This is a genomic window from Desulfotruncus arcticus DSM 17038 (assembly GCF_900113335.1).
Lineage (GTDB): Bacteria > Bacillota > Desulfotomaculia > Desulfotomaculales > Desulfallaceae > Desulfotruncus > Desulfotruncus arcticus.
On the sequence record NZ_FOOX01000007.1, the window covers coordinates 77027 to 98193 of the forward strand.

The following is a 21167-nucleotide window of genomic DNA, read 5'->3' on the forward strand; positions in this document are numbered from 1 at the left end:
ATTTTTTGTATTTTGAGGAAATAAAGGTTTAATTGTGAAGGAGGGTTATGTTCATGGAAAACAAAGGAAGGTTGCGTTGGTTTATCCTTGCCTGGTTGTTTATATTAACTTTGGTATCATATATGGATCGGGTTAACCTATCAATGGCGGTTCCGCTTATAATGGAGGATTTTCATCTTAATGCCGCCCAAATCGGTGTGGTAATTAGCGGCCTTACTATTGGTTATACGATTGTAAACTTTCCCGGTGGCTTCTTAGCAGACCGCTTTTCCCCGAAGACTATTTTAATAGTTTCCCTTACCTTCTGGTCTTTGTTTACAATCACTACAGGAATGGTTGGAGGGTTAACTGCCATGATAGTAGTGCGAATCTTGTTTGGGGCTTCGGAGGGACCGCTTGGTCCGTCTAACACAAAGATTGTCTCAAATTGGATGTTACCTCGGGAGCGAGGCATGGCCTCTGGTATATGGCTTTCTGCCATGACTTTGGGAGTAGTGGTTGGTGCCCCTCTTGCTGGACTGATCATCGAAAACATGGGCTGGCGAAGCGTTTTTTACGTATTTGGTGGAGGCAGTCTGGTCCTTGTTGCTTTTACCGCTTACCTTATCACTGCTAAACCAGAAGAGCACCGTTGGATTAGCAAAACTGAATTGGACCTTATTAAGAGTCATAGTGATCCACCCAAGTCCACTAAAGAACCTTTTTCTGATGTAATGAAAGAAATCTTGACCAATCCAATTACTTGGCTGTTAGCTTTTATTTATTTTGGCCTTACTGCCCTCTATTGGGCTAACATGGGTTGGCTACCAACTTACTTTGTTAAAGCCAGGGGTTCAAGTATTCTCGGTTCCGGTCTATACTCAGCCATACCAAATATTAGTGCCTCTTTCGGTGCGATCCTTGTCGGCATCATATCTGACCGTCTGGTTAAAGGCTGGCGTACACCTCTACTAATTATTACTTCTATCATAACGCTGCCGGCAACTGTCATTGCCGTTAATACGCCATCGATTCAAATATCTCTATTGGCTTTTAGTATTGCGGGCTTCTGTGACTTTGCGGCCATCGCTCTAATGTGGGCTATCCCGATGGAATTGGTACGCAAGGAACGGGTGGCGGCAAGCAGCGGATTCATGCTAGCATGGGGTTCCTTTGCCGGGGTTTTATCTCCAATTATTATGGGCGCTATCCTTGACAAAACATCTAGCTTTAACAGTGCTTACTATATGTTTGCTTCGGCGGCCTTGATCAGCGCAATATTGGCTATTCCGCTATATTTGAAAGAAAAGGCGGCAAGGAACGCAAGCTCCCAGATCTCAGGTGCTTTAACCCAATAGGACTCATGCGAAGTACGTACATTAACAACTGGACCACAAAAAAACAGGGGTACTTCGTTGACCCCACTAGGTATCCGCAACGGCGGAGAGGAGGTATATAAATATGCAATATAAAAACATCCGAGAAGTTTTGGAAAGGGCAGTGGACCGCAGTCCTGACAAGGTGTATTTGCTGTTTGAAGAACAAAAAATAACCTATAGTGAGATGAACAGATTAATTAACCAGACTGCTAATATGTTTCTTGAATTAGGTATTCATAAAGGGGACCGGGTAGCCCTGATGATGCCGAACTGCCCAGAGTTTATTTACTTGTGGTTTGGCTTAGTTAAAATAGGAGCTTCGATGGTGCCTATCAATACCTTTTTCCGGGGAAAGGAAACGGCCTACATCTTGCAGCATTCCGAAGCCAAAGCGGTGGTGGCCACTCCAGAATACTGGGAAATCGTCCAAAACGCCATAGAGACTGAAAATATTCAGATTAGCCGCCGAGTGTCAGTTCGGGGGGATTTTGACGGCACTACGGCTTACGAACGGATTCTGCCACAATTTCCTGGTGTACTTGCCGATATATCGATTAGCGTCACCGATGAAGCGGCCATCTTATACACTTCCGGCACTACCGGCAACCCTAAGGGCTGCCTTGAGAGCCAGAAATATTACCTGGTGGCTGGTAACCGTTATTCTGAGCACTTGAGTCTGACTGCTAACGACCGGGTCTTGACGCCATTACCGTTCTTTCATATGAATCCTCAGATCCTCTCTACCATGGGGACATTGTTTGTTGGGGGCAGTCTGGCTATGGTTGACCGCTTCCATCCAAGAAGCTGGTGGCAGGAAGTACGGGCCAAGGAGGCAACTCATTTTCACTATTTGGGTGTAATGCCAGCGATGCTTATGGGCATGCCCGAGCAACCGGACGATGGCGACCACCGGCCCTGGATTGGAATAGGGGCTGGTGTACCGAAGACCATTCACCAGCCATTTGAAGAGCGGTTTAATGTAAAACTTCTGGAAGTGTTCGGCATGACGGAAACCGGTCTAAATTTCTGTTGTCTGCCGCAGCCTGACCGAAATGTAGGCACGGCCTGTTTCTACAAGCCGTTCGTGGAGTATGAGGCTATGGTAGTAGATGATTACGATCAAGAGGTACTACATGGCACTGTCGGGGAGATGGTCCTGAGAGGTAGTGAGCCGGAAAACCGGCAGCGGGGCTTTATGTCCGGCTACTACAAAGATCCGCTTGCTACTGAAAAGGCTTGGCAAAACGGCTGGTTCCATACCGGTGACTATGTGCAACGGGATGACAAGGGCCGCTACTATTTCGTGGACCGTAAGAAAGATATAGTACGCCGTAGCGGTGAGAATATCTCGGCGTCCGAAGTGGAAGGGGCGATCCATCTTCACCCGGCCGTAATGGAGGTCGCGGTGATTCCGGTGCCAGATCCCATCAGGGAACAAGAAGTGAAAGCTTATGTGGTGTTAAAAGAGGATTACTCAACCGATTCCAAAAATCTGTTGGACGAGTTAATAGCCTGGGCGGTAGAGAATTTGGCCTATTTCAAGGTGCCCCGCTATTGGGAATTCAGGAAAAGTTTGCCCGTAACACAGACTGGTAAGCTCCAGAAGCAGAAGTTAAAGACGGAGAAAGAGAATCTAGCTGCTGGTTCTTTTGACCGATTGGAAAACAGATGGGTAAGCTGATAGAAAACACCCACTTACGATGATAGACTCTTCCGAGGCTTTGACATTGTCAAAGCACGTTTTTTCCTACACCGTTGCTAATTATAGGAGAGAGAGGTTTTACATGTTCGACAAATATTTCGATGAGTTAAATATTGGTGAGCGCTGGGTTTCCAGGGGACGAACTATCACGGAGGCCGACCTCGTCTTGTTCTCCGCCTTTAGCGGTGATTGGTATCCCTTGCATACCGACAAGGAGTGGGCGGCGCAGACTTCCTTTGGACAGCGCATTGCTCATGGAATGCTGGTTCTTTCTGTTGCCATGGGGCTGCTTGATATGGTTCCCGGCCCGATAGTAGCCTTTTATGGCATAGAGCGGGTGCGTTTTATTGGCCCTACTTATATTGGGGACACTCTTTACGCTGAGGTGGAAGTAACCGGTAAGGAAGAGAAGGATGCCGAACGGGGCGTGGCCGGTTTTAAAATTAAGGTTATAAGCAAAGCAAATGAAATTAAGGCGATTATGGACATAAAAATTTTAATGAAAAAAACTCAAAGTGATTGAAATTATTATATTTTTGGAAGTACAGCACAGACCTCAAAACATGAAGGAGGGCATGGCATCTTGGAGGAGATCAATAACAAAACCATAAGCGAAGAGCATAAGGAAAAAGAATCAGTAATTAAGAAGGGCGGGGCAGGAAATACCACGAAAGCAACGCCAAAAAGGGCAATCTCTTTGCCAGGGAAAGGATCGAGCTTTTATTGGATCCCGGGTCAATCATGGTGGAAGACGGCTTGTATGCCAATAACCTGGCAGGCGGCCGTGAATGCTGTTTATGAAAATAAGATTATGGCTCTGCCGCCGGAGGAAAGGCCTGCCTTTGTCCAGCAAAAACGTGAGGAATATGCCAAAGATGTAGATAACTACCGACTGGCTTCAGAACTGGTTGTGGATCATATGGTAAGCGGAACCGAATTGCGTGATGAATTAATTCGCAGATTTGCTCTCTATGAGTCCAAAGATAAACAGTTTGCCGAGCGTAAGCACCCTGTGTACCCGGTTTAAAGGAGAGGGGATACACCTTTAGAACCTTTAGTATGCCAATAAGCAAAGGGGCTACACCTTTTTATAAGGGCGGACGACTCATGTCCGCCCGGACCAGAGGAATGGGGATACATATAGGATTGTACTATTTAACTGATGTGCCAAACTTAAATATATCCGCAATTTATGCCCCGACTTATAGAAGGGATGTGCTAATAATGGAATTTGAAAATATTAAACTAACCAGGGATGGGCATATTGCTGTGATGGCGTTTAACCGCCCCGAGGCCATGAATGCCATCAGCACCCAAACAGCCCGGGAGATCTTGGCGGCGTTAGAAGAGCTAGAACAGGACGACGAAGTTTTTGCCGCTGTTTTTACTGCTGAAGGAGATAGAGCCTTCTGTGTGGGAGCTGATTTAAAGGAACGAAAGACCATGACGCGTGAGGAAATGAAAAAGCAGAGGGCTTTATTTGTTAAGGCTTTTACAGCTGTAGCTGAGTTTTCCAAACCAATAATAGCTGCCGTTAACGGGTTTGCCCTGGGCGGGGGCTGTGAATTTGCCCTCTGCTGTGATTTTATCATTGCCTCGGAACAGGCTGCTTTCGGGCTGCCGGAAGTGGGCTTGGCAATAATACCGGGCGGCGGCGGCACCCAACTGATGCCCCGGGTAATTGGACGCAACAAAGCCAAAGAATTAATCTATACCGGCCGGCGCATTAGTGCCAGAGATGCTTATGAGATTGGCTTGGTCAACCATGTTGTCCCGGCTGACAAGCAGATGGAAAAAACCATGGAAATTATGCGGGAAATCACCAAGAACGGGCCGGTGGCGCTGCGGCAGGCCAAACGGTCAATTAACCTGGGTGTTGAACTGGATCTGCATACAGCGCTGGCGCTTGAGGCTGAATGCTATAACGTTTGCTTAACCACTGAGGATCGCGACGAGGGCCTGCTGGCATTCAATGAAAAGCGCAAGCCGGTGTACAAAGGCAGGTAACTCCTAAAATATTGTGTTTGGAGTTGGTGTTCAATCTCAAGGGGCGGGCTAACAGTGTCGCCCTATCCCTATAAACTTTTAAAAACATCGTAAGGAGGCATGTGTATGTTTCAATTAAAATATCCCAATAAAGTTAGAATTGGCGAAATTACCGTCAGGGACGGTTTCCAACATGAGGATTTTACTATCCCTACCCGGGCCAAGTTGTGGGTTTTAGAAGAGCTGATTCTGGCCGGCTTTAAAGAAATCGAAGTTACCAATTTAGGTAACCCCAGGGGGATGCCCCAGTTTGCAGATGCTGATGAACTCTTTAAAATGCTGTATAACTCCAGAAGGGTTAAGGAAAAACTGCCGGAAGTAGAACTTACAGCTATAACCATCAGGGAAAAAGCTGTGGACCGCGCCATTGAATTAAAGCAAAAAGGCTATGGCCCAACTCGTATTTTGCAAATGGTGTCAACTTCAGCCTCACACATGTATAAAAACTCAGGGTTGGATCACAAGGGCTACTGGAAGATGACCGAAGAATCTATCAAGAAGGCTCATGACGCGGGGATTAAGGTAAATGGCACCGTTAGTACCATCTGGGGCTGCCCTATTGAAGGGCCGACAGAATTGAAAAAAGCTGTGGAATTCACTAAAAGGTACCTGGATTTGGGCGCTGACGATATAGAACATGCTGATCACGACGGCTCTGCACCGCCCAATAAAGTATATGAATATTTCTCAATGATTCTTGATGCTATGCCCGACCCCAACTTACACGTAGCTCACTTTCATGTAACCAGGGGTTGGGGACTGGCCAATTTGCTGGCTGCGCTTCAAGCCGGGATTACCCGCTTTGAAAGCACGATGGGCGGCACTGGCGGCCAGCCGGCTAACTTTGTTGACGGGGCTCCTGTTGCCGGAACCGGTGCTTATTACTACCAGGACCCCAATATTGTCGGGCTGGTGTCCACCGAGGACATGGTGGTAATGATGGATGAAATGGGTATTGAAACAGGGGTTGACGTTGATAGGATATTAGAAATAGGACGGATGATGGAAAAAATTCTTAACCGCAGGCTACGCAGTGAGTGTATTAAAACTGGCCGTATTCCCAAGGAGGCCACCGGGTTTTAGCCTAAATAGTGATTATGCAAGAAAGATGTGTCACCTATTAAATAATAAGAGTGAAATTATCGACTATTGTAACTCAAAAGAAATAGCTACAGCGACATCGGCAGTATTGACGTCGTCTGGTGCGATCAAGGAGGAGTTAGGGTGAATAATTTGCTTTGGTCACCGTCTGAAAAACAAGTAAGCGAAGCCAACATAACCGCTTTTATTAGATTTGTCAATGAGAAGTATGGAAAAAATTTTAATTCCTATAGCGAACTATATGACTGGTCAATTACCGACATCCCCGACTTCTGGGCCACTATGTGGGAATTCTGTGGGATCAGGTTTTCCAAGCCTTACTTCCAGGTGGTGGATAACCTGGATAATATGTTGGAAGCTAAATGGTTTGCCGGGGCTAAGCTGAATTTTGCGAAAAACCTGCTGCGCTACCGGGATGATCAAACTGCTTTAATTTTTAAAAGCGAAGCTTTGGAACCTGTGAGGATTACCTATACCCAACTGTATGACCGTGTTGCCCGCCTGGCCCGCTCGTTGCGGGATATGGGTATTAAGACGGGCGATCGGGTTGCAGGCTTTATGCCCAACATGATCGAAACGGTTATTGCCATGCTGGCCACCACCAGCATTGGTGCCATCTGGTCGTCCTGCTCCCCTGATTTTGGTATCAAGGGAGTATTGGATCGTTTTGGCCAAATCGGACCCCGAGTTCTTTTTACCGCCAACGGCTATTACTATAATGGAAAGGCCCATGATTCACTGACCCGTATTCCCGGAGTTCTTAAAGACATCTCTTCAATTCAAAAAGTGGTGGTGGTTCCTTACACTGAAGAAAAACCTAATATTAGCCATGTTCCCAACTCGGTGTACTTCGACAACTTTATTTCAAAAGAATCTGGCCTTGAAATTGAGTTTGAACAACTACCATTTGATCACCCGCTATATATTATGTATTCCTCCGGGACAACCGGTATCCCCAAGTGTATCATGCACAGTGCCGGCGGCACTCTGATGCAGCATCTAAAAGAGCTGTTGCTGCACACCAACCTAAAAAGAGAGGACAAAATGTTCTACTTCACAACGTGTGGCTGGATGATGTGGAACTGGCTGGTAAGTTCCCTGGCAGTTGGGGCAACCATCCTTCTCTTTGACGGCTCGCCCTTTTACCCGGACTCCGGAACACTGTTTAAACTTGCTCAGGACGAAAAAATTACCGTATTCGGGACCAGCGCAAAGTATCTGGCCGCTGTTGAAAAGAATGGTATTAAACCCGGCAGGGAATACGACCTAAGTAACCTTAGGGCATTCCTCTCCACCGGTTCCCCCCTTTCCATTGAAAGCTTTGAATTTGTCTACAAGGATATTAAGAAGGATCTTCGACTTTCTTCCATCTCCGGAGGCACGGATATTATTTCCTGTTTTGCACTGGGCAACCCAATCGGGTCGGTCTACGCCGGTGAGTTGCAATGCCGCGGTCTGGGCATGAAGGTGGAAGCATTTGACCTGAATGGTAAGCATGTTTTTAACCAGAAGGGCGAGTTGGTCTGTACTGCTCCATTCCCCTCGCAGCCTATTGGTTTCTGGGATGACCCTGATCAGAAAAAATATAAGAGTGCGTACTTTGATGTTTACGATAATGTGTGGCATCATGGCGATTATATTGAAATCAACGACAAAACAGGCGGCGTGGTCATTTATGGCCGTTCCGACGCAACCCTTAACCCCGGAGGCGTCAGAATCGGTACCGCGGAAATCTATCGGCAAGTAGAAACCTTGCCTGAAGTGCTTGATAGCTTGGTGGTAGGACAGGAATGGGACAACGATGTTAGAGTTGTCCTGTACGTTAAACTAGCCGAAAGCGTGGAGTTAACGGATGAACTGATGAAAAAAATCAAAACTGTTATCCGCGTAAACACTACGCCTCGACATGTTCCGGCCAAAATTGTAAGCATTAAGGATATCCCATATACCATTAGCGGCAAGAAAGTGGAACTTGCAGTCAGAAACCTGATTCACGGTCAGCCCGTACTGAATAAGGACGCGTTGGCCAACCCCGAGGCACTTGAATACTACAAGGATATTCCCGAGCTACAGAACTAAATATGAAACAAACAAATCCCGAGTGTGATTAACAAGCGGTGGAATTATTTTATTGGGAGTGGGGGATGCACCTATTTCCTATTTTAGGGGTTGAAAATTGAGTTGCTGGCCCAGCCGGTCTTCAGTGAGGCCCTGCTGGACGTAGCCAAACAAAACGGTCTCGATGTGGCGCTGGATACGAGCGGATTTGGCGACGGCGACTTGCTTCAGCGTCTGGCGCGGAAAGCGGACCACATCCTCTATGATCTTAAGGCGATGCAAGACGAGGCACACCAGGCTTATACCGGCGTGAGTAACCGCCTCATTCTCAGCAATCTGCGGCAGCTGGCAGCGGCCGGTCTGCAGCGCAAGGTTATCATTCGCCTGCCACTGATCTCCGGCGTCAATGACGGGGACGGGAACATCAGTGCCGTAGGTCAATTGATGCGAGAATTCTCTTTGACCGCCGCCACCCTGCTGCCTTATCACGGCCTTGGTTTGAGCAAGAGCCGGGGCATCGGACGGGAGCAGGAAATCTTTGCGCCGCCAAGCAGTGAGCGGCTGGAACAGATTGCGCAATTGTTGCACGGATACGGCGTGACCGTGCGGGTCAGAGAATGAAAGTGAGGATGCGCTATGGCCAAACGCAATCAGGGCAAAATAATAGCCCTTTCGAAAGGGCTTACTCTGGATTTCTGTTTGTTCTTAAATGGTGATATCGTTTATTCATCTTCTAGTAATCTAATCCAGTGTTTCATCTTCTACGTCATACTCATAACTTTCCAGCAAATGTGCATCTTTATCATACAAGTAGATGTTAATCATCGCTGGTTCAGCGCCAGCAGCGTCTTGAAATGATTCTGCAATTTCTTCACAGATGATTTCCACCTCATTCTCAACGTCACTGCTGTTCAGGTCATCCCATTGACTAGTGGAAACATCTTCCTGCGCCTCTAAATCGACCTTGATTTTATCATCTTCGTTATAACTAATCGAAGTAATCTCGAATTCGATGTTGACTATATCAAATTCATCACCTTTTAGGTCATCCTCCACATCCTTCACATCGTCGCCATTATAACTTAAGGAAAGGTCATCATTCCCGTCCTTGCTAAATCTAACCAGCGTGTCATCATTATCATTGTTAATAATTTTGCCACTAACTATGGTATCCCCGGAGAGTTCATCCTGGATATCGCCCACAAGGTTTTCCAACCAGTCTTTGATATCACTTTTACCTAAATCGGACCACTCGTCTTTGTAGTTAGCCAGGTTAACCTCTACCTCAACGTCAACTTCATCCTTGCCGCCTTCCAGCTTGATGCTATCTACGGGCACATCTTTAATTTCGTCGTAATCGCCTGACAGATCGCTTTCCAGTGCGGAAAGATCAACTTCATCTTCCTCGCTACCATCTGCTTTATAGTCGGCCAGGATCCTTTCCATGATGACAGCCATTTCAGCCCTAGTTATGCCATTTTCGGGCAAGAAGTAATTACCCGGTGCACCTTTGATATAACCTGCCTGGTACATGGCTAGAATGTATCCAAGATCATCTTTTTCAATCAGTGAATTATCAGCAAAATTCACGTCAACATTATTGATCGGATCTAAATGTAACGCTTTGGCAAATGCCACACATGTTTGAGCCCGGGAAGCCTGCTGGTCAGAATGGAACCGGTTGAGGTTCATTATGTTTAATTTTACGGCTTTTGCAACCGACTCTCTGGCCCAGCCAGGAATTTGATTAAGTTTTTCACTGTAAATTGCATCGCTTACGCTATTTTCGTCTTCATCATCATTGTTATCGGCGTCCACTAATCTCATCAGCAGAGCAATCATCTCTGCCTGGCTCATGTTATTGTTGGGCTTAAAAGTGCCGTCATCGTAACCAGCGAACAACTCCATATCCACCATCCGTTGTATTGAAGCGCTGGCCCAGTGATTTGCAGTGTCATTAAACTTATTGCCCTTAGCCGAAATTTCATGGTTAACCATGGATTTGTACTGGGTCTTGTACATCTGCATTGCGTTTACTTTGGTCTGAGCCTCTTCCTTTTTAGCATTGTCTGTCTTAGCCCAAGCTACACCGGCTGACAGGGACATTACTAACAGCCCTGTCAGCATTAAAATCAGGATCCTTTTCAAACGTTATACCTCCTTTTGTTCTTTCCTAATTAATCCGCAGGCAGGTATTTTTTTCAGGGGGAATATGATTAGATTGGAACATCTTATAACATTTAATTAATAACCGCTGGGTCAGGCTTGAAGCTTTTAATGATCTGTACCGGGCCATTAAGAAAAAGTTAAATATCAATGGTGGAGCTATAATCATTAGTCACCCGAACACCCCAGTGGAGCCCCTTTAAAAAATCTCTAATCTTTGCTATATATGTCGCATTTTGACTTAATTTTTTGAAAGTTATCGATAAAAAAATAAAGGAAATAAAAAGATAAAATTGAATATTTTTAAAGTAATTTTCTGGCTAATTTGGTAAGTAAGTCTTTAGCACAATTATCTTCGTAATATTGTAAAAGTAAAAGGAGAAAAAATGTTAACATACGGATATGACTATTCTTTTGGCGTAAAAATAGAGAAAATAAATGATATCCTCAAAAACAACCTCGCCGGTACGGATATCACGCTGGAGTATCAGGATAAAGATAAGGAGACCGGTTCAGAGATCACCATTAAAGCCCAAATGGCACCCTGGCAAATCATTAAAGGTGGGAGCAATACACTGTTGCGTTTCTCCCTCCCTATTTTGCAAGGTACGATGACGGTCGAAGGTGCGGCAATTTCGGGACATTATGACCTGGCGGGCGTGAATGCCGCAGTTGAAGTATCCCTGGCCTGGGTTGGACCGGGCAGCGGGCAGCAGTTGGAGGGAAGCGGTGATAAGACAGAGCTTGTATTTGCGCCTGAGAATACCACTTTGCCTGATAATCCCGGTTATATATCCGTTGTGTCAATAAATGATCCGGCCGGCAAACTTGATACCGTGGGCAAGGGTCTGTTCAGGGTCTACCTGGCAGATACGCTGATTAAGAATAAAACCAAAATCAGTTATATCTTCGCCAAAATCTTTCCCGATAATTCAAGTATGGCCGGCTGGTTGAAACCTTTCAAGTGGACCTATTTTTACAGCAGCAGCAAGGACCAGGAAGCCCTCTGCTTTCTTTGCATGTTGTCTGACAAGGAGTGGCCTTCAGAATCGGCTTTTGAATCGGCCGCGTTTTCCAGTTCAGCCAATGCTGTCATTCTAATCTCACAGCAAGTGTTCTTCACTGAAGTCATTCTTCCAGCAATCAAGAAATCCTTTCCGGACGGTGAATTCCAAGTTGATGTTGCAAATGAAAAATGTACGCTGAAAAATTCAGGAAAATTCAGTGTCAAGACATCGAAAGGATCCATTGCTGCCAGCTCATTTGTTTTAACTGAAAGTGACAGTGGCAATGGCCTGGTCACCCATGCCTCCGGCAGCGGCCCGCTTAAATTCCTTTTTGGGCTGGCTGACCTTCCCGGTGCCACTTACAGTTGGAGTTGCCAAACAAGCAATCCGCTAAACTTCAGCAACAACAAAGTAACCTTTCTGGATGACCAAAACCCGACTATCGACCATAACCAGACAATTAATTGGTATGACTGGGTGCTGCTGGCGGTGGTGGGCATAACCACCCTGCCGGGGCTTATTTCATTGATCGTAGACAGCATCAATAATTTTTCCGATCAAGTCAGCAAAATAGGCATGGGCAACATCAATGATGAGTTTGAAAAATCGGTTGGCGGTTCGGTGGTGAACCTGGCTTCTTTTGTCAGATGGCATACCGGCAACCAGGAATTTAGCCCTGCCAATGCCAGGCTCGAAGGTGCATTCTATGTCACGGGCAATGTATCGTGATTTTGTCTTTTGAGCAGGGCTTGGGATAGCCGATGTGAAGAAGAACAGAAGCAGAATTTTTTAGCAGCTAAAGCTTGAGTTGATGCATCTGCCTTAGTTAAAATAACGAATTGTAAATTAAGGAGGAGACTTATGACCACTACTCTTAAAACCACCCCCCCAACCCTGCCTGTTCCAGATGTCGTGGCAGAGATCGTTAACCACAATGATGCGGATACCTATGGTTGGGATACCGTGTTCAGCATCCGATTTAACGATGCCAATACCGCCATTGCTGATAACTGGTCGTCGGTCAGTGACAAAGTTAAGAACTTTTCGCAGGCCGCCTCGGATGCCCCGAGCTACAATGCAAAGGGTATACTGGGTCCGTGGCAATTGACTGTTGGGGGTGACGGTAAAAATATTCGCATGGTCTGTCCGTTCATTGAGGGAACATATGAAGCTGGTGGAACCAGGTATAACTTAAAAGACTACAAAGTGGTTATTGAGGTGGGCATGGAATGGGTTCCGGATCCCGACCAGTTTGCCTTTACTGTTGCCGGCAACGACAAAGTCAATCAAATAGTCTCTGCCCTTGACAAAAGCACAATCAGCCAGATACTGAAGGATGAGTTTGCTGCTCAGCAGAATCAACTTTCGGATAGCGCCACAGTAACAGTGATCAAAAATAATCTGGAATGGATGATTGCCGACGGCAAATCAAATTATTATATTTTTTTCAATATTGACAAGTACCAGGATCAGTTTCTCCATATTTATATGTTTGAAGATGCTTGGAGAAACAATCTGAAATTCCTTCAGGATGAAGTCAGTAAAGAGCAGCCCGCGGTTGTAATTGTAACCATCGAAAACAATAAAACCAGTGGGATTGCGGCTGCTGTACTGCCCGAACTGATGAGCGAATGGTTTAATGCCAATATTGGTGATTTTAACTACGTTTTCTCAGTTCTCGACTTAAGCCCGCAATTATCCAAGTCAGATAAATACCACTGGATCAAACCCACATCCACAAGCTATGCCGTTACCGATAACGGTACTCTGGACAACAGTGTTTTTGGGGTGCTGACCATGACGCAAAACCGGACTGCCGCTTCGAACCACCAGGTTTCAAATAATGCCATCCCGATGGGTACCGGTTCCAACAGCGCCAATGCCGGTTTTCTAATTAACGGTACTGTCTTTCTGCAAAATATGATGCTTAGCGGCGCCCGGGCAATCTTCTGTGATGCCGAAGAGAATGACTTTACAGTGACCAATGACGGTCTGACCATTCAGAACAATGCCAAACTGACTTGGGGCCGCTTCAAAAAAGACGATTCGCCGGTACGCAGTATCTCTGCCAAGTTTACCGCCGACCTTGATGCCGGCAATCTAACGTCAGACTTGCAGTATGCCTTCGGGCACTGGGAATCAATGGGCGAACAAGCGGTTTTTATCGGTATTGATGTTTCCGGTTATGCCATCGAAGTAACCGAAAAAGGCAAGAGCTGGTTTCTCTCCAAGGGTGAAAGCTCGCCGGAATACCTGCTTGAAAAGGATGGCGAAAACATCAATGCGTATACCGCGCTAGTGGTGACCATCGAAAAGAATCAATTCAAAATGAGCCTTATCCACAGCTACCTGGAGCTTGAATTCATAGATCTGAAGTACCCCGAAAGCTGGGAGTATGATGTGCACATCAACTTTACTGAACAGGTTCAGTTGAGTCTCAAAGAGATTGACGGGCGACAGATCTTTTGGTATGACCAGATTGCGCGTAATATGACGGTGAATGTGACCAAAACCAAAGCCGCCGTTACTGTTGGTATCGTCGAGGATGTCATTATGACTGTTCTCGGCTTGGCGGCGGTAGCGGCTCCGCTTATAGACGGACTCCGGGGAGCCATCGCTGTCGGTGAAGTAACTGAAGATGCGGGTTCGGCCATGGTTACGGCAAGAGGGTTCCAAGAAGCGTATAGACTTGTGGAAGACGATTGGGTTTTGCTTGATGAAGTGGATGCCGGCACCAGTGCTGCCAGACAGGTCCGCGGTGGCTGGACCGGATTCAAGAATGCCTTTACCGCCACCCGCTGGAAAGTTCTCGGCGGAATTGCCGGTGCGGTTGGTGCCATTGTAGGCGGTGAGCAACTGATCTATGAAATTATTGAGAATTGTGCCAAAGGCGACTGGGAAAAGGTTCCCGCCTTTGATGAGTTTGCCAATGAAGTCGTCGTGCCCTACAACTGGCCGGGCGTTTCCGGTTATGACCTGAAGTGTTCCTGGCTGGCTTCCTCACTGCAAATAGGCTTAAAAGCCAGATAAGCTCAAAATTCCTGTCAGCACCATGCAACTGTCGCTGTCAGCGGCAAATAGCACGCACTTTGGCAGGAAAAACAGATTACTCTCGTCGGGTAAAGTTAGGAGGCTGTTATGGCCGCTTTATATACTTACGGTTGGGATACTGCATTTGGAATTCCGGTCCCCCTGGTTAACCAGGCGATTGTAGACAAAAAATCATCCCCGCCCGGTTTCAGTTATGCCGAAGATGCCTTTAAAGTAACCGGTGATTTTGGCGACTGGCAGATAACTCAGGGCGGTGACGGCAAAAATGTTCGCTTTCACATTCCGCTTAAGCATATCATCCTGACCTATACCAATACGGGTAAACAAATTCAGTGCCCGGACGGAACTGCGGTAATCGAGGTGAACCTGCACTATGTACCGCATACCGCTGCAAACGGTGACTATAAAGGCACGCCGCATGCGCTGGTGGTCAAGCACACATCCGATTCGCCCGGCCAGCCTGCATTTGTCTTGATCTCCCTGGAGCTTAGCACAGATGTTGGAACCATATCCAATGCCCTCATTCAGGAAGGGCTGAAGAATTGGGGCAATGAGCATCTGAATGAGTTTAACCACATCTTCAACGTGGTCGATCTAAACCGGATGATTGACAAGGACCAGTGGGGATTTGTCACTCCGAACTACATCAGCTATGCCTATCTGGATGGGGAAACTCCGGAAACCAGCACCTTGGGCGTATTGTGCATGACCGGGGACAGAACCGGTACAAACCTGGCTGAACAAATCTCCGAAAATATTATTCCCAAAGGAAGTAGCGCCGGATTTGCAATTTCTCAAAAGCGCACCCTTGCGGACCTCGTGCGGCCGGCCATTTGCCATGCCTACAAGGGACTGAACGTCGATAATTTTGTGATGAACCAAGAGGGGGACGAATTGTATCTTAAAGGCGGGGTTAGTATTGATCTGGGGCCGGTGGAACACAATGGTTCAACTTATTACCCCAAACTGGTGCGGCTAAACTTGAAGTCAAACGGCAAACTCTTTACCCTTACCAGCTTCACGGAAACTGAGGTTTCACCCGGTATTACCGCCACCTGTCAGGCGACCAACTGGTATACCATTGAACTGGGAAACTCTAAAAACGGCCAGACTTTGGTCTTTAAGGAAGCCCAAAAGGGGGATATCGAACATACCATCCACCACTCGGTGGGCATTATCATTACTGAAATTGTCGTCTCAATCGTTGCCGCCATTGCACTGATTATACTGACGGTGGTAACCGAAGGCGCCGCGCTGATTGTGGGTGGTCTGGTTATTGGTCTTATTATGGGCGCGGTTATGTTGACACCGGATATTATAGATGTGTTGAATACGGATGATGCGCCGGTTATTGATCTACTGACGGTCAATGCGGTGGACCCGATTAAGTGGACTGGAAGTTCCGATTTTAACTTGAATTATGCCTGTCAAAATGTATCCATGCAGCTGGGGGGAACCCCTCTGTTTGTGTAGAAACGGCCAGCTGACTATGACTGTAAAAGGAGAACCGGGTGATATGAAGAATAAGAATTATCGTACAGTTAAACTCAAGCATGCACTGGTTTTACCTCTGGACTACGGAGCAAAAAACCATGTGTTTACCGTGTCGTTCAAATCCTATGATCAAGGCCTCCTCCCAAAAGCAGAAAATTTTGGGATTACCGATCCGGTTAAAACAGAAAAGTTCAATCAAATTATCAAAATGCTGATATCCTACGATGAGCCGTTTTTCCAGTGGCTTGAAGCTGATGCGGAAAATACGATATTGTTTACTGAGGATCCGGTTTCCGCACTAAAAAGTGCCTTCCCGGAATTATCGGCCAGCCTGTTTGCCAGCGTTTAGAAATTTGTTGAGTAAATATTGTTTAACCTAGCTATATGCTCTGCTACGGGGAAAAGGTAGATTAGCAAAAGCAATATTTTGATGAAGGCCGTGGATCGGAGGCATGTAAAAAACAAAAAGAACAGATAGGGATCTATTCTGTGTATGGATGATGAATTATATTTTTGCTAAAGGGGGGAAGCTTTATCATTAAAGAGTCGGTTCGTTATGCGTAGCAAAGGCTATCGCATGGCGTCAAAAATTTGATATATGTATAGCCTTTGCTCATTCCTAAAAAATCAGATTAGGAGGAGTATAATGAGCTATATCAGAGCGATAGATGTATTGCCAGAAGAATTAATAGACAAGGTTCAAAACTATGTTGATGGTGAATACATTTATATTCCACGAAAAGTAAGCAATAGAAAGGCCTGGGGTGAAAAAAATAAAAGTAAAGAAGAATTTACTGTTAGAAATATGGAGATATACAAAAAATATATAGCAGGAATGTCTATAACTTCTCTTTCAGAAATTTATTATTTATCACCAAAAAGTCTACAAAAAATTATTGCAAAAATAAAATTGGAAAACCAATAATAAGGTGCGCCGTGAAGCGAGAGCTACATGGCGCATTTTTGTCTCTGAAAAGTGCTTGCGGTTGTAGCCCTAAAAAACGTGATTATAATATTTGCATAAATAGTAAGCAGGGAGGCGCTAAAATATGAAACAATGGTATGAAGCATTATTTGAAAATTATGGAGAGAAATACGGCAATGAAAATTTTACTCAGGGAACAATTGGCGAATGTGATTTTATCGAAGCGGAAATCAATTATAAAAAGTCGTTAAAAATACTAGATATCGGGTGCGGCACAGGAAGGCATTCCCTTGAGTTAACAAAAAGAGGCTATAACGTAATAGGGATAGATTTATCCGATTCTATGCTTGAGAAAGCAAGAGAAACGGCCAAAAAGCAAAACCTGAAGATTGATTTCAAAAAGCATGACGCAAGAGATTTACCGTTTATGAATGAATTTGATGTAGCAATCATGCTTTGTGAAGGGGCATTTCCTTTAATGGAGACAGACGAGATGAATTTTGAGATTCTTAAAAATGCAACCAAAGCACTTAAAGAGAACGGAAAAATAATATTTACTACATTTAACGGTTTGTTTCCTTTATACCATTCAGTTGAACAATTTCATGCTTCAACATCGGAGGAAGGCAATGCAACCTATGGCAGCAATACGTTCGATTTAATGACATTTCGCGATCACAATATTACAACAGTTGTCGATGATTTGGGTAATAAAAAAGAATTAGAGTGTAATGAAAGATATTATGTGCCCTGCGAGATTACTTGGTTACTGAAAACTCTTGGATACAAAAAGGTTGATATCTTCGGTGCAAAGCTTGGAGCTTTTTCCAGGGATGACAAACTTACAACAGAGGATTTTGAAATGTTGGTGATTGCAGAAAAATAGAGCAAGCTTGTAAAACATTTGATCACCACGGTTCATTCGGATATGAACGACATTTTTGAAGTGCTGATGCCATCTACTTATACCCGCAATGCACCTACTCCGTCCTGCCGGTAAAGTCACGGATGCCCACTGGTGTATTGGGGATGTTCCTTTTCGCCGTAATAAATGAAATTAGGGTCGGTTTTCAGGTTCACGTCATCCAGCAAAAACCCCACGATACGGCCTGGGGTAGGCACGTCTGTATAGAGGAAAAAGTCCGCCGCAGCGTTCATCCCAGACACCACGATCACCAATTTCTTGGTTATGCTGATATCAGGCAGCTCGGGGTAGTAGGGCGGGGGCGGCACACGCATAAGGGATGGGGGGCTGACAAATTCGTCACCCTGGTCTGTGTTAACGGAACCGTCCCGGTCAAGCACTTTGTAACCCGCCGGTGGTCCCACCTCCACGATATATGTGCCGGGAGGCAGCGGTTTTTCTGTGGCCTCAGGGTGTCCGTAATAAGGGTCCCAATTAACTTTCCAGGGCATAGCCGCCGTCGAACACGCCGGGCCTAATCTGGTTGGAAATATTGGGCATAACTCATTTCGAAGCTCAATCACTTTCAGGCCTACTACCTGAAACTGTCTACGCTTAACCGATAAAATTACTTCTACAGGTTCAAGACTCGCTATTGGCGATTGGTTCTAATGTTACCAAGAACTCGGAATTATTTACACAATGGAACTTTTAAAATTATTTATCTATCTTAGAATACACCTATAATATGCCACCAACCCAGGCCTACAGTCATAATCGTTAAAAAGCTAAAGGCCATCTTACCACCGAATGCTTTCATAAAATCTTTAATATTTAAATATCCGTAAGAGAACACTAACAATACTAAAATGTACTCATAAGGCATTAATACCTGCTCTAATCCCTGCAGGAAAGCCCATAGCCCGACATCAGCATTTAAGCCAACAGATTTGGCAACTTCCACAACCGGCACAGAAAGTGATGCAGTCCTGGCAAGTGGTGTTAATACAAAGTTCACCAGCACTCCAAATACCCACAGCATGCCTAAAGTATATATTTCGGAACCGGCAAGTATTGGGTAGAATAAGTCCGCCAGGTATTTACCGCCGCCTGTAAAGTTACCAGCCGCTCCGATAGCCATACATCCGGCTACGAACAGGAATAACGGGTAGTTTACTTGCTTTAACTTTTCTGCTTGACCAATTTTCAGCGCTGGGATATAGAACAATGAACCAGCAACTACAAATATCCAGCCGGCTTTGTTGGTATCTTGAGAACTAGCATACAAAGCCCCTACTATAACTGCCAGCGCAAAAACTTCCTGCCAGGTGAATTTACCTAAATCCTTTAACTTGGTTCTAAAGTATTCTTTACCTTCAAAGGCTTGCTCAGGTTTAAAGAAGGATAGCACTATCAGTGTGGTAGCAAAAAAATAAATTGCGTTTGGCAGGAAAAAGTATAATGCATATTCATTAAATCCTAATGACGATTTAGCAATACCAAAACCAAAGTATGCTTGGTTAAGATAGTGGTTTAATGATGAGTTCAGGGCGGCAAATGAGGCAGTGACCATTAAACCGGCACCTAATTTGGTGCCTTTTTGAATATCCAATGACTTGCATAACCCATATACAAATGTTACAACTACGATTGCCCGGGTGGCTATGTCAGTAATCATGAAACTTAAGATAAAACCGATTAACATAATGCCAAAAATTAATCCTGCATAACTTTTACCGGTTACTGATAGAATACCATAGGAAATTCTTTTTAACAGTTTTGTTTCTTCCAAAGCCAGCGCTAACATCATGCCACCAATGATAACGTATGGAATATGCGCTGTAAATGGCCCCAAAGCCGCTTCAGCCGGGACTTTGGCCACGAAGATATAAAACAGCGGGAACGCTAGCGCGTAAACCGTCATCGGTACAAGTTCAAATGCTGCCAACAGTATGGGAAATAATGTACAAACAAAAAACAACTTTATCTGTGGAGTGAATCCTGTTTCAGAAGTTGGGAGCAGGTAAACTAATAACGGTAACATAATTGTTATCGCCCATTGTATTTTCTTGTTCATGATACTCCTCCTAATACTGTCTTGTTATGACCTGTTTACCAATATAATTACTTTCTATCTGGCCAATTGGGCATTTAATATCTTTATATCCATTGAACAATCTAATTGTTTGATAACGGCACCTTTATCCAAAACAACACCGGCAGGTGCTGCTTTAATACCATATTTTTCTGCTAGCGTTTTCTTTCTGGAAATATCCGCCTTAACTATTTTATACCTGTCACCGCTTTCACTAACCGCTTTTTCCAAAACAGTATTAAATGACAGACTTTCTTCTACCATGGGATTAAAGAAAGATAGTATAATAGATTTTTCACTTTCTAATACGTTCGCCTTGAAATCATTTATTTCTTCTACATACCTTTCCGCTGCAACCGCCGCAGTTGCACCATCACCGGCAGCTGATACAACCTGCCTTAAATATTTAACTCTGTTGTCGCCAACGGCATAAACACCTTCAACGTTAGTTTCCATTAACTCATTAACCGGAATATATCCTCTTTGGTCCATCTCCACGCCGCTGTCCTGCAGGAAACCGGTAGATGGAATCATGCCGACAAAAAAGAATACACCCTGACAAGCCAGTTCACTGCTTTCTCCCGTCTTAATGTTCTTAATTTTAATTCCTTCGACATTGGTTTTACCCAATACTTCTTCAACGGTTGAGTTCCATATGAATGACATTTTTTCATTGGCAAATGCCTTTTCAGCGCTAAGCTTATTGCAATCAAGTGCCCCTTCATCATGTAAAACGATAGTTGTAACTTTATTAGCAAATTTAGTAATATACATGCCTTCTTCAATAGCCTGATCGCCGCTGCCGATGACAACTACATCTTCGCCTTCAAAGAATTCAGCATCACAAGTAGCACAATATGCCACACCGCTGCCTCTTAATTTTGTTTCACCGGGAATGTTCAACAGCCTTGGTTTGGAGCCACAGGCTAAGATCACTGCTTTGGAGGTAAATTCTTTTCCTTTTTTGGTTTTAATTATTTTTTCTTCTTGGGAAAAATCCACTAACACAACTTCATCTTTGATAAATTCCGCTCCAAAATCTTCGGCATGTTTTTTGAAATCTTTCATCAACTTGGGGCCGGTTGTTTGGCCATATCCGGGGTAGTTTACTATCTCTCTGGTGGTATGAGCCAGCCCACCGATAGGCCCTTTATTAATTACCAAAGTTTTTAATCTCGCTCTGGCTCCATATATAGCGGCAGTTAAACCTGCCGGTCCCCCACCGATGATTACGATATCGTATTTGCCCATTATTAAGCA

Annotated in this window: 18 protein-coding genes; 14 read left to right on the forward strand and 4 right to left on the reverse strand. The window is 45.0% G+C overall.

Annotation, left to right across the window (positions count from 1 at the left end):
- The first annotated feature begins 53 nt into the window (after positions 1 to 53).
- The 8 genes from BM056_RS10755 (at position 54) to BM056_RS10790 (ending at position 8886) form a co-directional block, all read left to right on the forward strand.
- Positions 54 to 1337: an MFS transporter gene (locus tag BM056_RS10755; RefSeq protein ID WP_165613476.1), complete on the forward strand. Its 1284-nt coding sequence runs from the start codon at positions 54 to 56 to the stop codon at positions 1335 to 1337.
- 103 nt (positions 1338 to 1440) lie between these two features.
- Positions 1441 to 3039 (forward strand): ATP-dependent acyl-CoA ligase, encoded by a 1599-nt coding sequence (locus BM056_RS10760; protein ID WP_092471416.1) that lies wholly within the window; start codon positions 1441 to 1443, stop codon positions 3037 to 3039.
- 103 nt (positions 3040 to 3142) lie between these two features.
- Positions 3143 to 3583: a MaoC/PaaZ C-terminal domain-containing protein gene (locus BM056_RS10765; RefSeq protein WP_092471417.1), complete on the forward strand. Its 441-nt coding sequence runs from the start codon at positions 3143 to 3145 to the stop codon at positions 3581 to 3583.
- Between the two features lie 60 nt (positions 3584 to 3643).
- A complete protein-coding gene (locus BM056_RS26865) occupies positions 3644 to 4087 on the forward strand; it encodes a carboxyl transferase domain-containing protein (protein ID WP_238456416.1) in 444 nt (147 codons plus the stop codon).
- A gap of 197 nt (positions 4088 to 4284) precedes the next feature.
- Entirely contained in the window at positions 4285 to 5067 is a 783-nt protein-coding gene (locus tag BM056_RS10775; RefSeq protein WP_092471557.1) for an enoyl-CoA hydratase-related protein, read from the forward strand.
- Between the two features lie 105 nt (positions 5068 to 5172).
- On the forward strand, positions 5173 to 6189 hold the full coding sequence (locus BM056_RS10780) for a hydroxymethylglutaryl-CoA lyase-like TIM-barrel protein (RefSeq protein ID WP_092471418.1): 1017 nt from the start codon (positions 5173 to 5175) through the stop codon (positions 6187 to 6189).
- Positions 6190 to 6330: 141 nt separating this feature from the next.
- The gene (locus BM056_RS10785) at positions 6331 to 8286 is read left to right on the forward strand and encodes an acetoacetate--CoA ligase (protein ID WP_092471419.1); all 1956 of its coding nucleotides are present in this window, start codon (positions 6331 to 6333) and stop codon (positions 8284 to 8286) included.
- A 90-nt stretch (positions 8287 to 8376) separates the two neighbouring features.
- On the forward strand, positions 8377 to 8886 hold the full coding sequence (locus BM056_RS10790) for a radical SAM protein (RefSeq protein WP_092471420.1): 510 nt from the start codon (positions 8377 to 8379) through the stop codon (positions 8884 to 8886).
- A gap of 120 nt (positions 8887 to 9006) precedes the next feature.
- On the opposite strand, the gene BM056_RS10795 is transcribed toward BM056_RS10790, so the two are convergent.
- Complete coding sequence (locus BM056_RS10795; protein WP_092471421.1) at positions 9007 to 10413, reverse strand: S-layer homology domain-containing protein; 1407 nt, start codon at positions 10411 to 10413, stop codon at positions 9007 to 9009.
- Positions 10414 to 10817: 404 nt separating this feature from the next.
- Here BM056_RS10795 and BM056_RS10800 point away from each other — a divergent pair, with 404 nt between their 5' ends.
- From BM056_RS10800 to BM056_RS10825, 6 genes are all read left to right on the forward strand, one after another.
- Positions 10818 to 12167 carry a TULIP family P47-like protein gene (locus BM056_RS10800; RefSeq protein ID WP_092471422.1) on the forward strand — a complete coding sequence of 450 codons (1350 nt, stop codon included), beginning with the start codon at positions 10818 to 10820 and terminating at the stop codon, positions 12165 to 12167.
- Positions 12168 to 12299: 132 nt separating this feature from the next.
- A complete protein-coding gene (locus tag BM056_RS10805) occupies positions 12300 to 14468 on the forward strand; it encodes a TULIP family P47-like protein (RefSeq protein WP_092471423.1) in 2169 nt (722 codons plus the stop codon).
- Between the two features lie 108 nt (positions 14469 to 14576).
- Complete coding sequence (locus BM056_RS10810) at positions 14577 to 15962, forward strand: TULIP family P47-like protein (RefSeq protein ID WP_092471424.1); 1386 nt, start codon at positions 14577 to 14579, stop codon at positions 15960 to 15962.
- Positions 15955 to 16332, forward strand: coding sequence for a hypothetical protein (locus BM056_RS10815; RefSeq protein WP_092471425.1), 378 nt, complete (start codon positions 15955 to 15957; stop codon positions 16330 to 16332). The genes BM056_RS10810 and BM056_RS10815 overlap by 8 nt, the downstream gene beginning before the upstream one ends.
- Before the next feature lie 297 nt (positions 16333 to 16629).
- A complete protein-coding gene (locus BM056_RS10820; RefSeq protein WP_092471426.1) occupies positions 16630 to 16908 on the forward strand; it encodes a CD3324 family protein in 279 nt (92 codons plus the stop codon).
- 124 nt (positions 16909 to 17032) lie between these two features.
- Positions 17033 to 17794, forward strand: coding sequence for a class I SAM-dependent methyltransferase (locus BM056_RS10825; RefSeq protein ID WP_092471427.1), 762 nt, complete (start codon positions 17033 to 17035; stop codon positions 17792 to 17794).
- Positions 17795 to 17910: 116 nt separating this feature from the next.
- Here BM056_RS10825 and BM056_RS10830 read toward each other — a convergent pair whose 3' ends face one another.
- The 3 genes from BM056_RS10830 to trxB all read right to left on the reverse strand — a co-directional run bounded on the left by BM056_RS10830 (position 17911) and on the right by trxB (position 21158).
- Complete coding sequence (locus BM056_RS10830) at positions 17911 to 18396, reverse strand: hypothetical protein (RefSeq protein WP_207648174.1); 486 nt, start codon at positions 18394 to 18396, stop codon at positions 17911 to 17913.
- 146 nt (positions 18397 to 18542) lie between these two features.
- The gene (locus BM056_RS10835) at positions 18543 to 19889 is read right to left on the reverse strand and encodes an SLC13 family permease (RefSeq protein WP_092471428.1); all 1347 of its coding nucleotides are present in this window, start codon (positions 19887 to 19889) and stop codon (positions 18543 to 18545) included.
- A gap of 54 nt (positions 19890 to 19943) precedes the next feature.
- Entirely contained in the window at positions 19944 to 21158 is a 1215-nt protein-coding gene (gene trxB, locus BM056_RS10840) for a thioredoxin-disulfide reductase (RefSeq protein WP_092471429.1), read from the reverse strand.
- Positions 21159 to 21167 lie beyond the last annotated feature (9 nt).

What these genes read in the sequence shown, in the direction of transcription:
- trxB (WP_092471429.1), bottom strand. Translation starts at nt 21,158, where the DNA reads ATGGGCAAATACGATATCGTAATCATCGGTGGGGGACCGGCAGGTTTA.
- BM056_RS10755 (WP_165613476.1), top strand. Translation starts at nt 54, where the DNA reads ATGGAAAACAAAGGAAGGTTGCGTTGGTTTATCCTTGCCTGGTTGTTT.
- BM056_RS10780 (WP_092471418.1), top strand. Translation starts at nt 5,173, where the DNA reads ATGTTTCAATTAAAATATCCCAATAAAGTTAGAATTGGCGAAATTACC.
- BM056_RS10765 (WP_092471417.1), top strand. Translation starts at nt 3,143, where the DNA reads ATGTTCGACAAATATTTCGATGAGTTAAATATTGGTGAGCGCTGGGTT.
- BM056_RS10825 (WP_092471427.1), top strand. Translation starts at nt 17,033, where the DNA reads ATGAAACAATGGTATGAAGCATTATTTGAAAATTATGGAGAGAAATAC.
- BM056_RS10775 (WP_092471557.1), top strand. Translation starts at nt 4,285, where the DNA reads ATGGAATTTGAAAATATTAAACTAACCAGGGATGGGCATATTGCTGTG.
- BM056_RS10800 (WP_092471422.1), top strand. Translation starts at nt 10,818, where the DNA reads ATGTTAACATACGGATATGACTATTCTTTTGGCGTAAAAATAGAGAAA.
- BM056_RS10760 (WP_092471416.1), top strand. Translation starts at nt 1,441, where the DNA reads ATGCAATATAAAAACATCCGAGAAGTTTTGGAAAGGGCAGTGGACCGC.
- BM056_RS10805 (WP_092471423.1), top strand. Translation starts at nt 12,300, where the DNA reads ATGACCACTACTCTTAAAACCACCCCCCCAACCCTGCCTGTTCCAGAT.
- BM056_RS10810 (WP_092471424.1), top strand. Translation starts at nt 14,577, where the DNA reads ATGGCCGCTTTATATACTTACGGTTGGGATACTGCATTTGGAATTCCG.
- BM056_RS10820 (WP_092471426.1), top strand. Translation starts at nt 16,630, where the DNA reads ATGAGCTATATCAGAGCGATAGATGTATTGCCAGAAGAATTAATAGAC.
- BM056_RS10835 (WP_092471428.1), bottom strand. Translation starts at nt 19,889, where the DNA reads ATGAACAAGAAAATACAATGGGCGATAACAATTATGTTACCGTTATTA.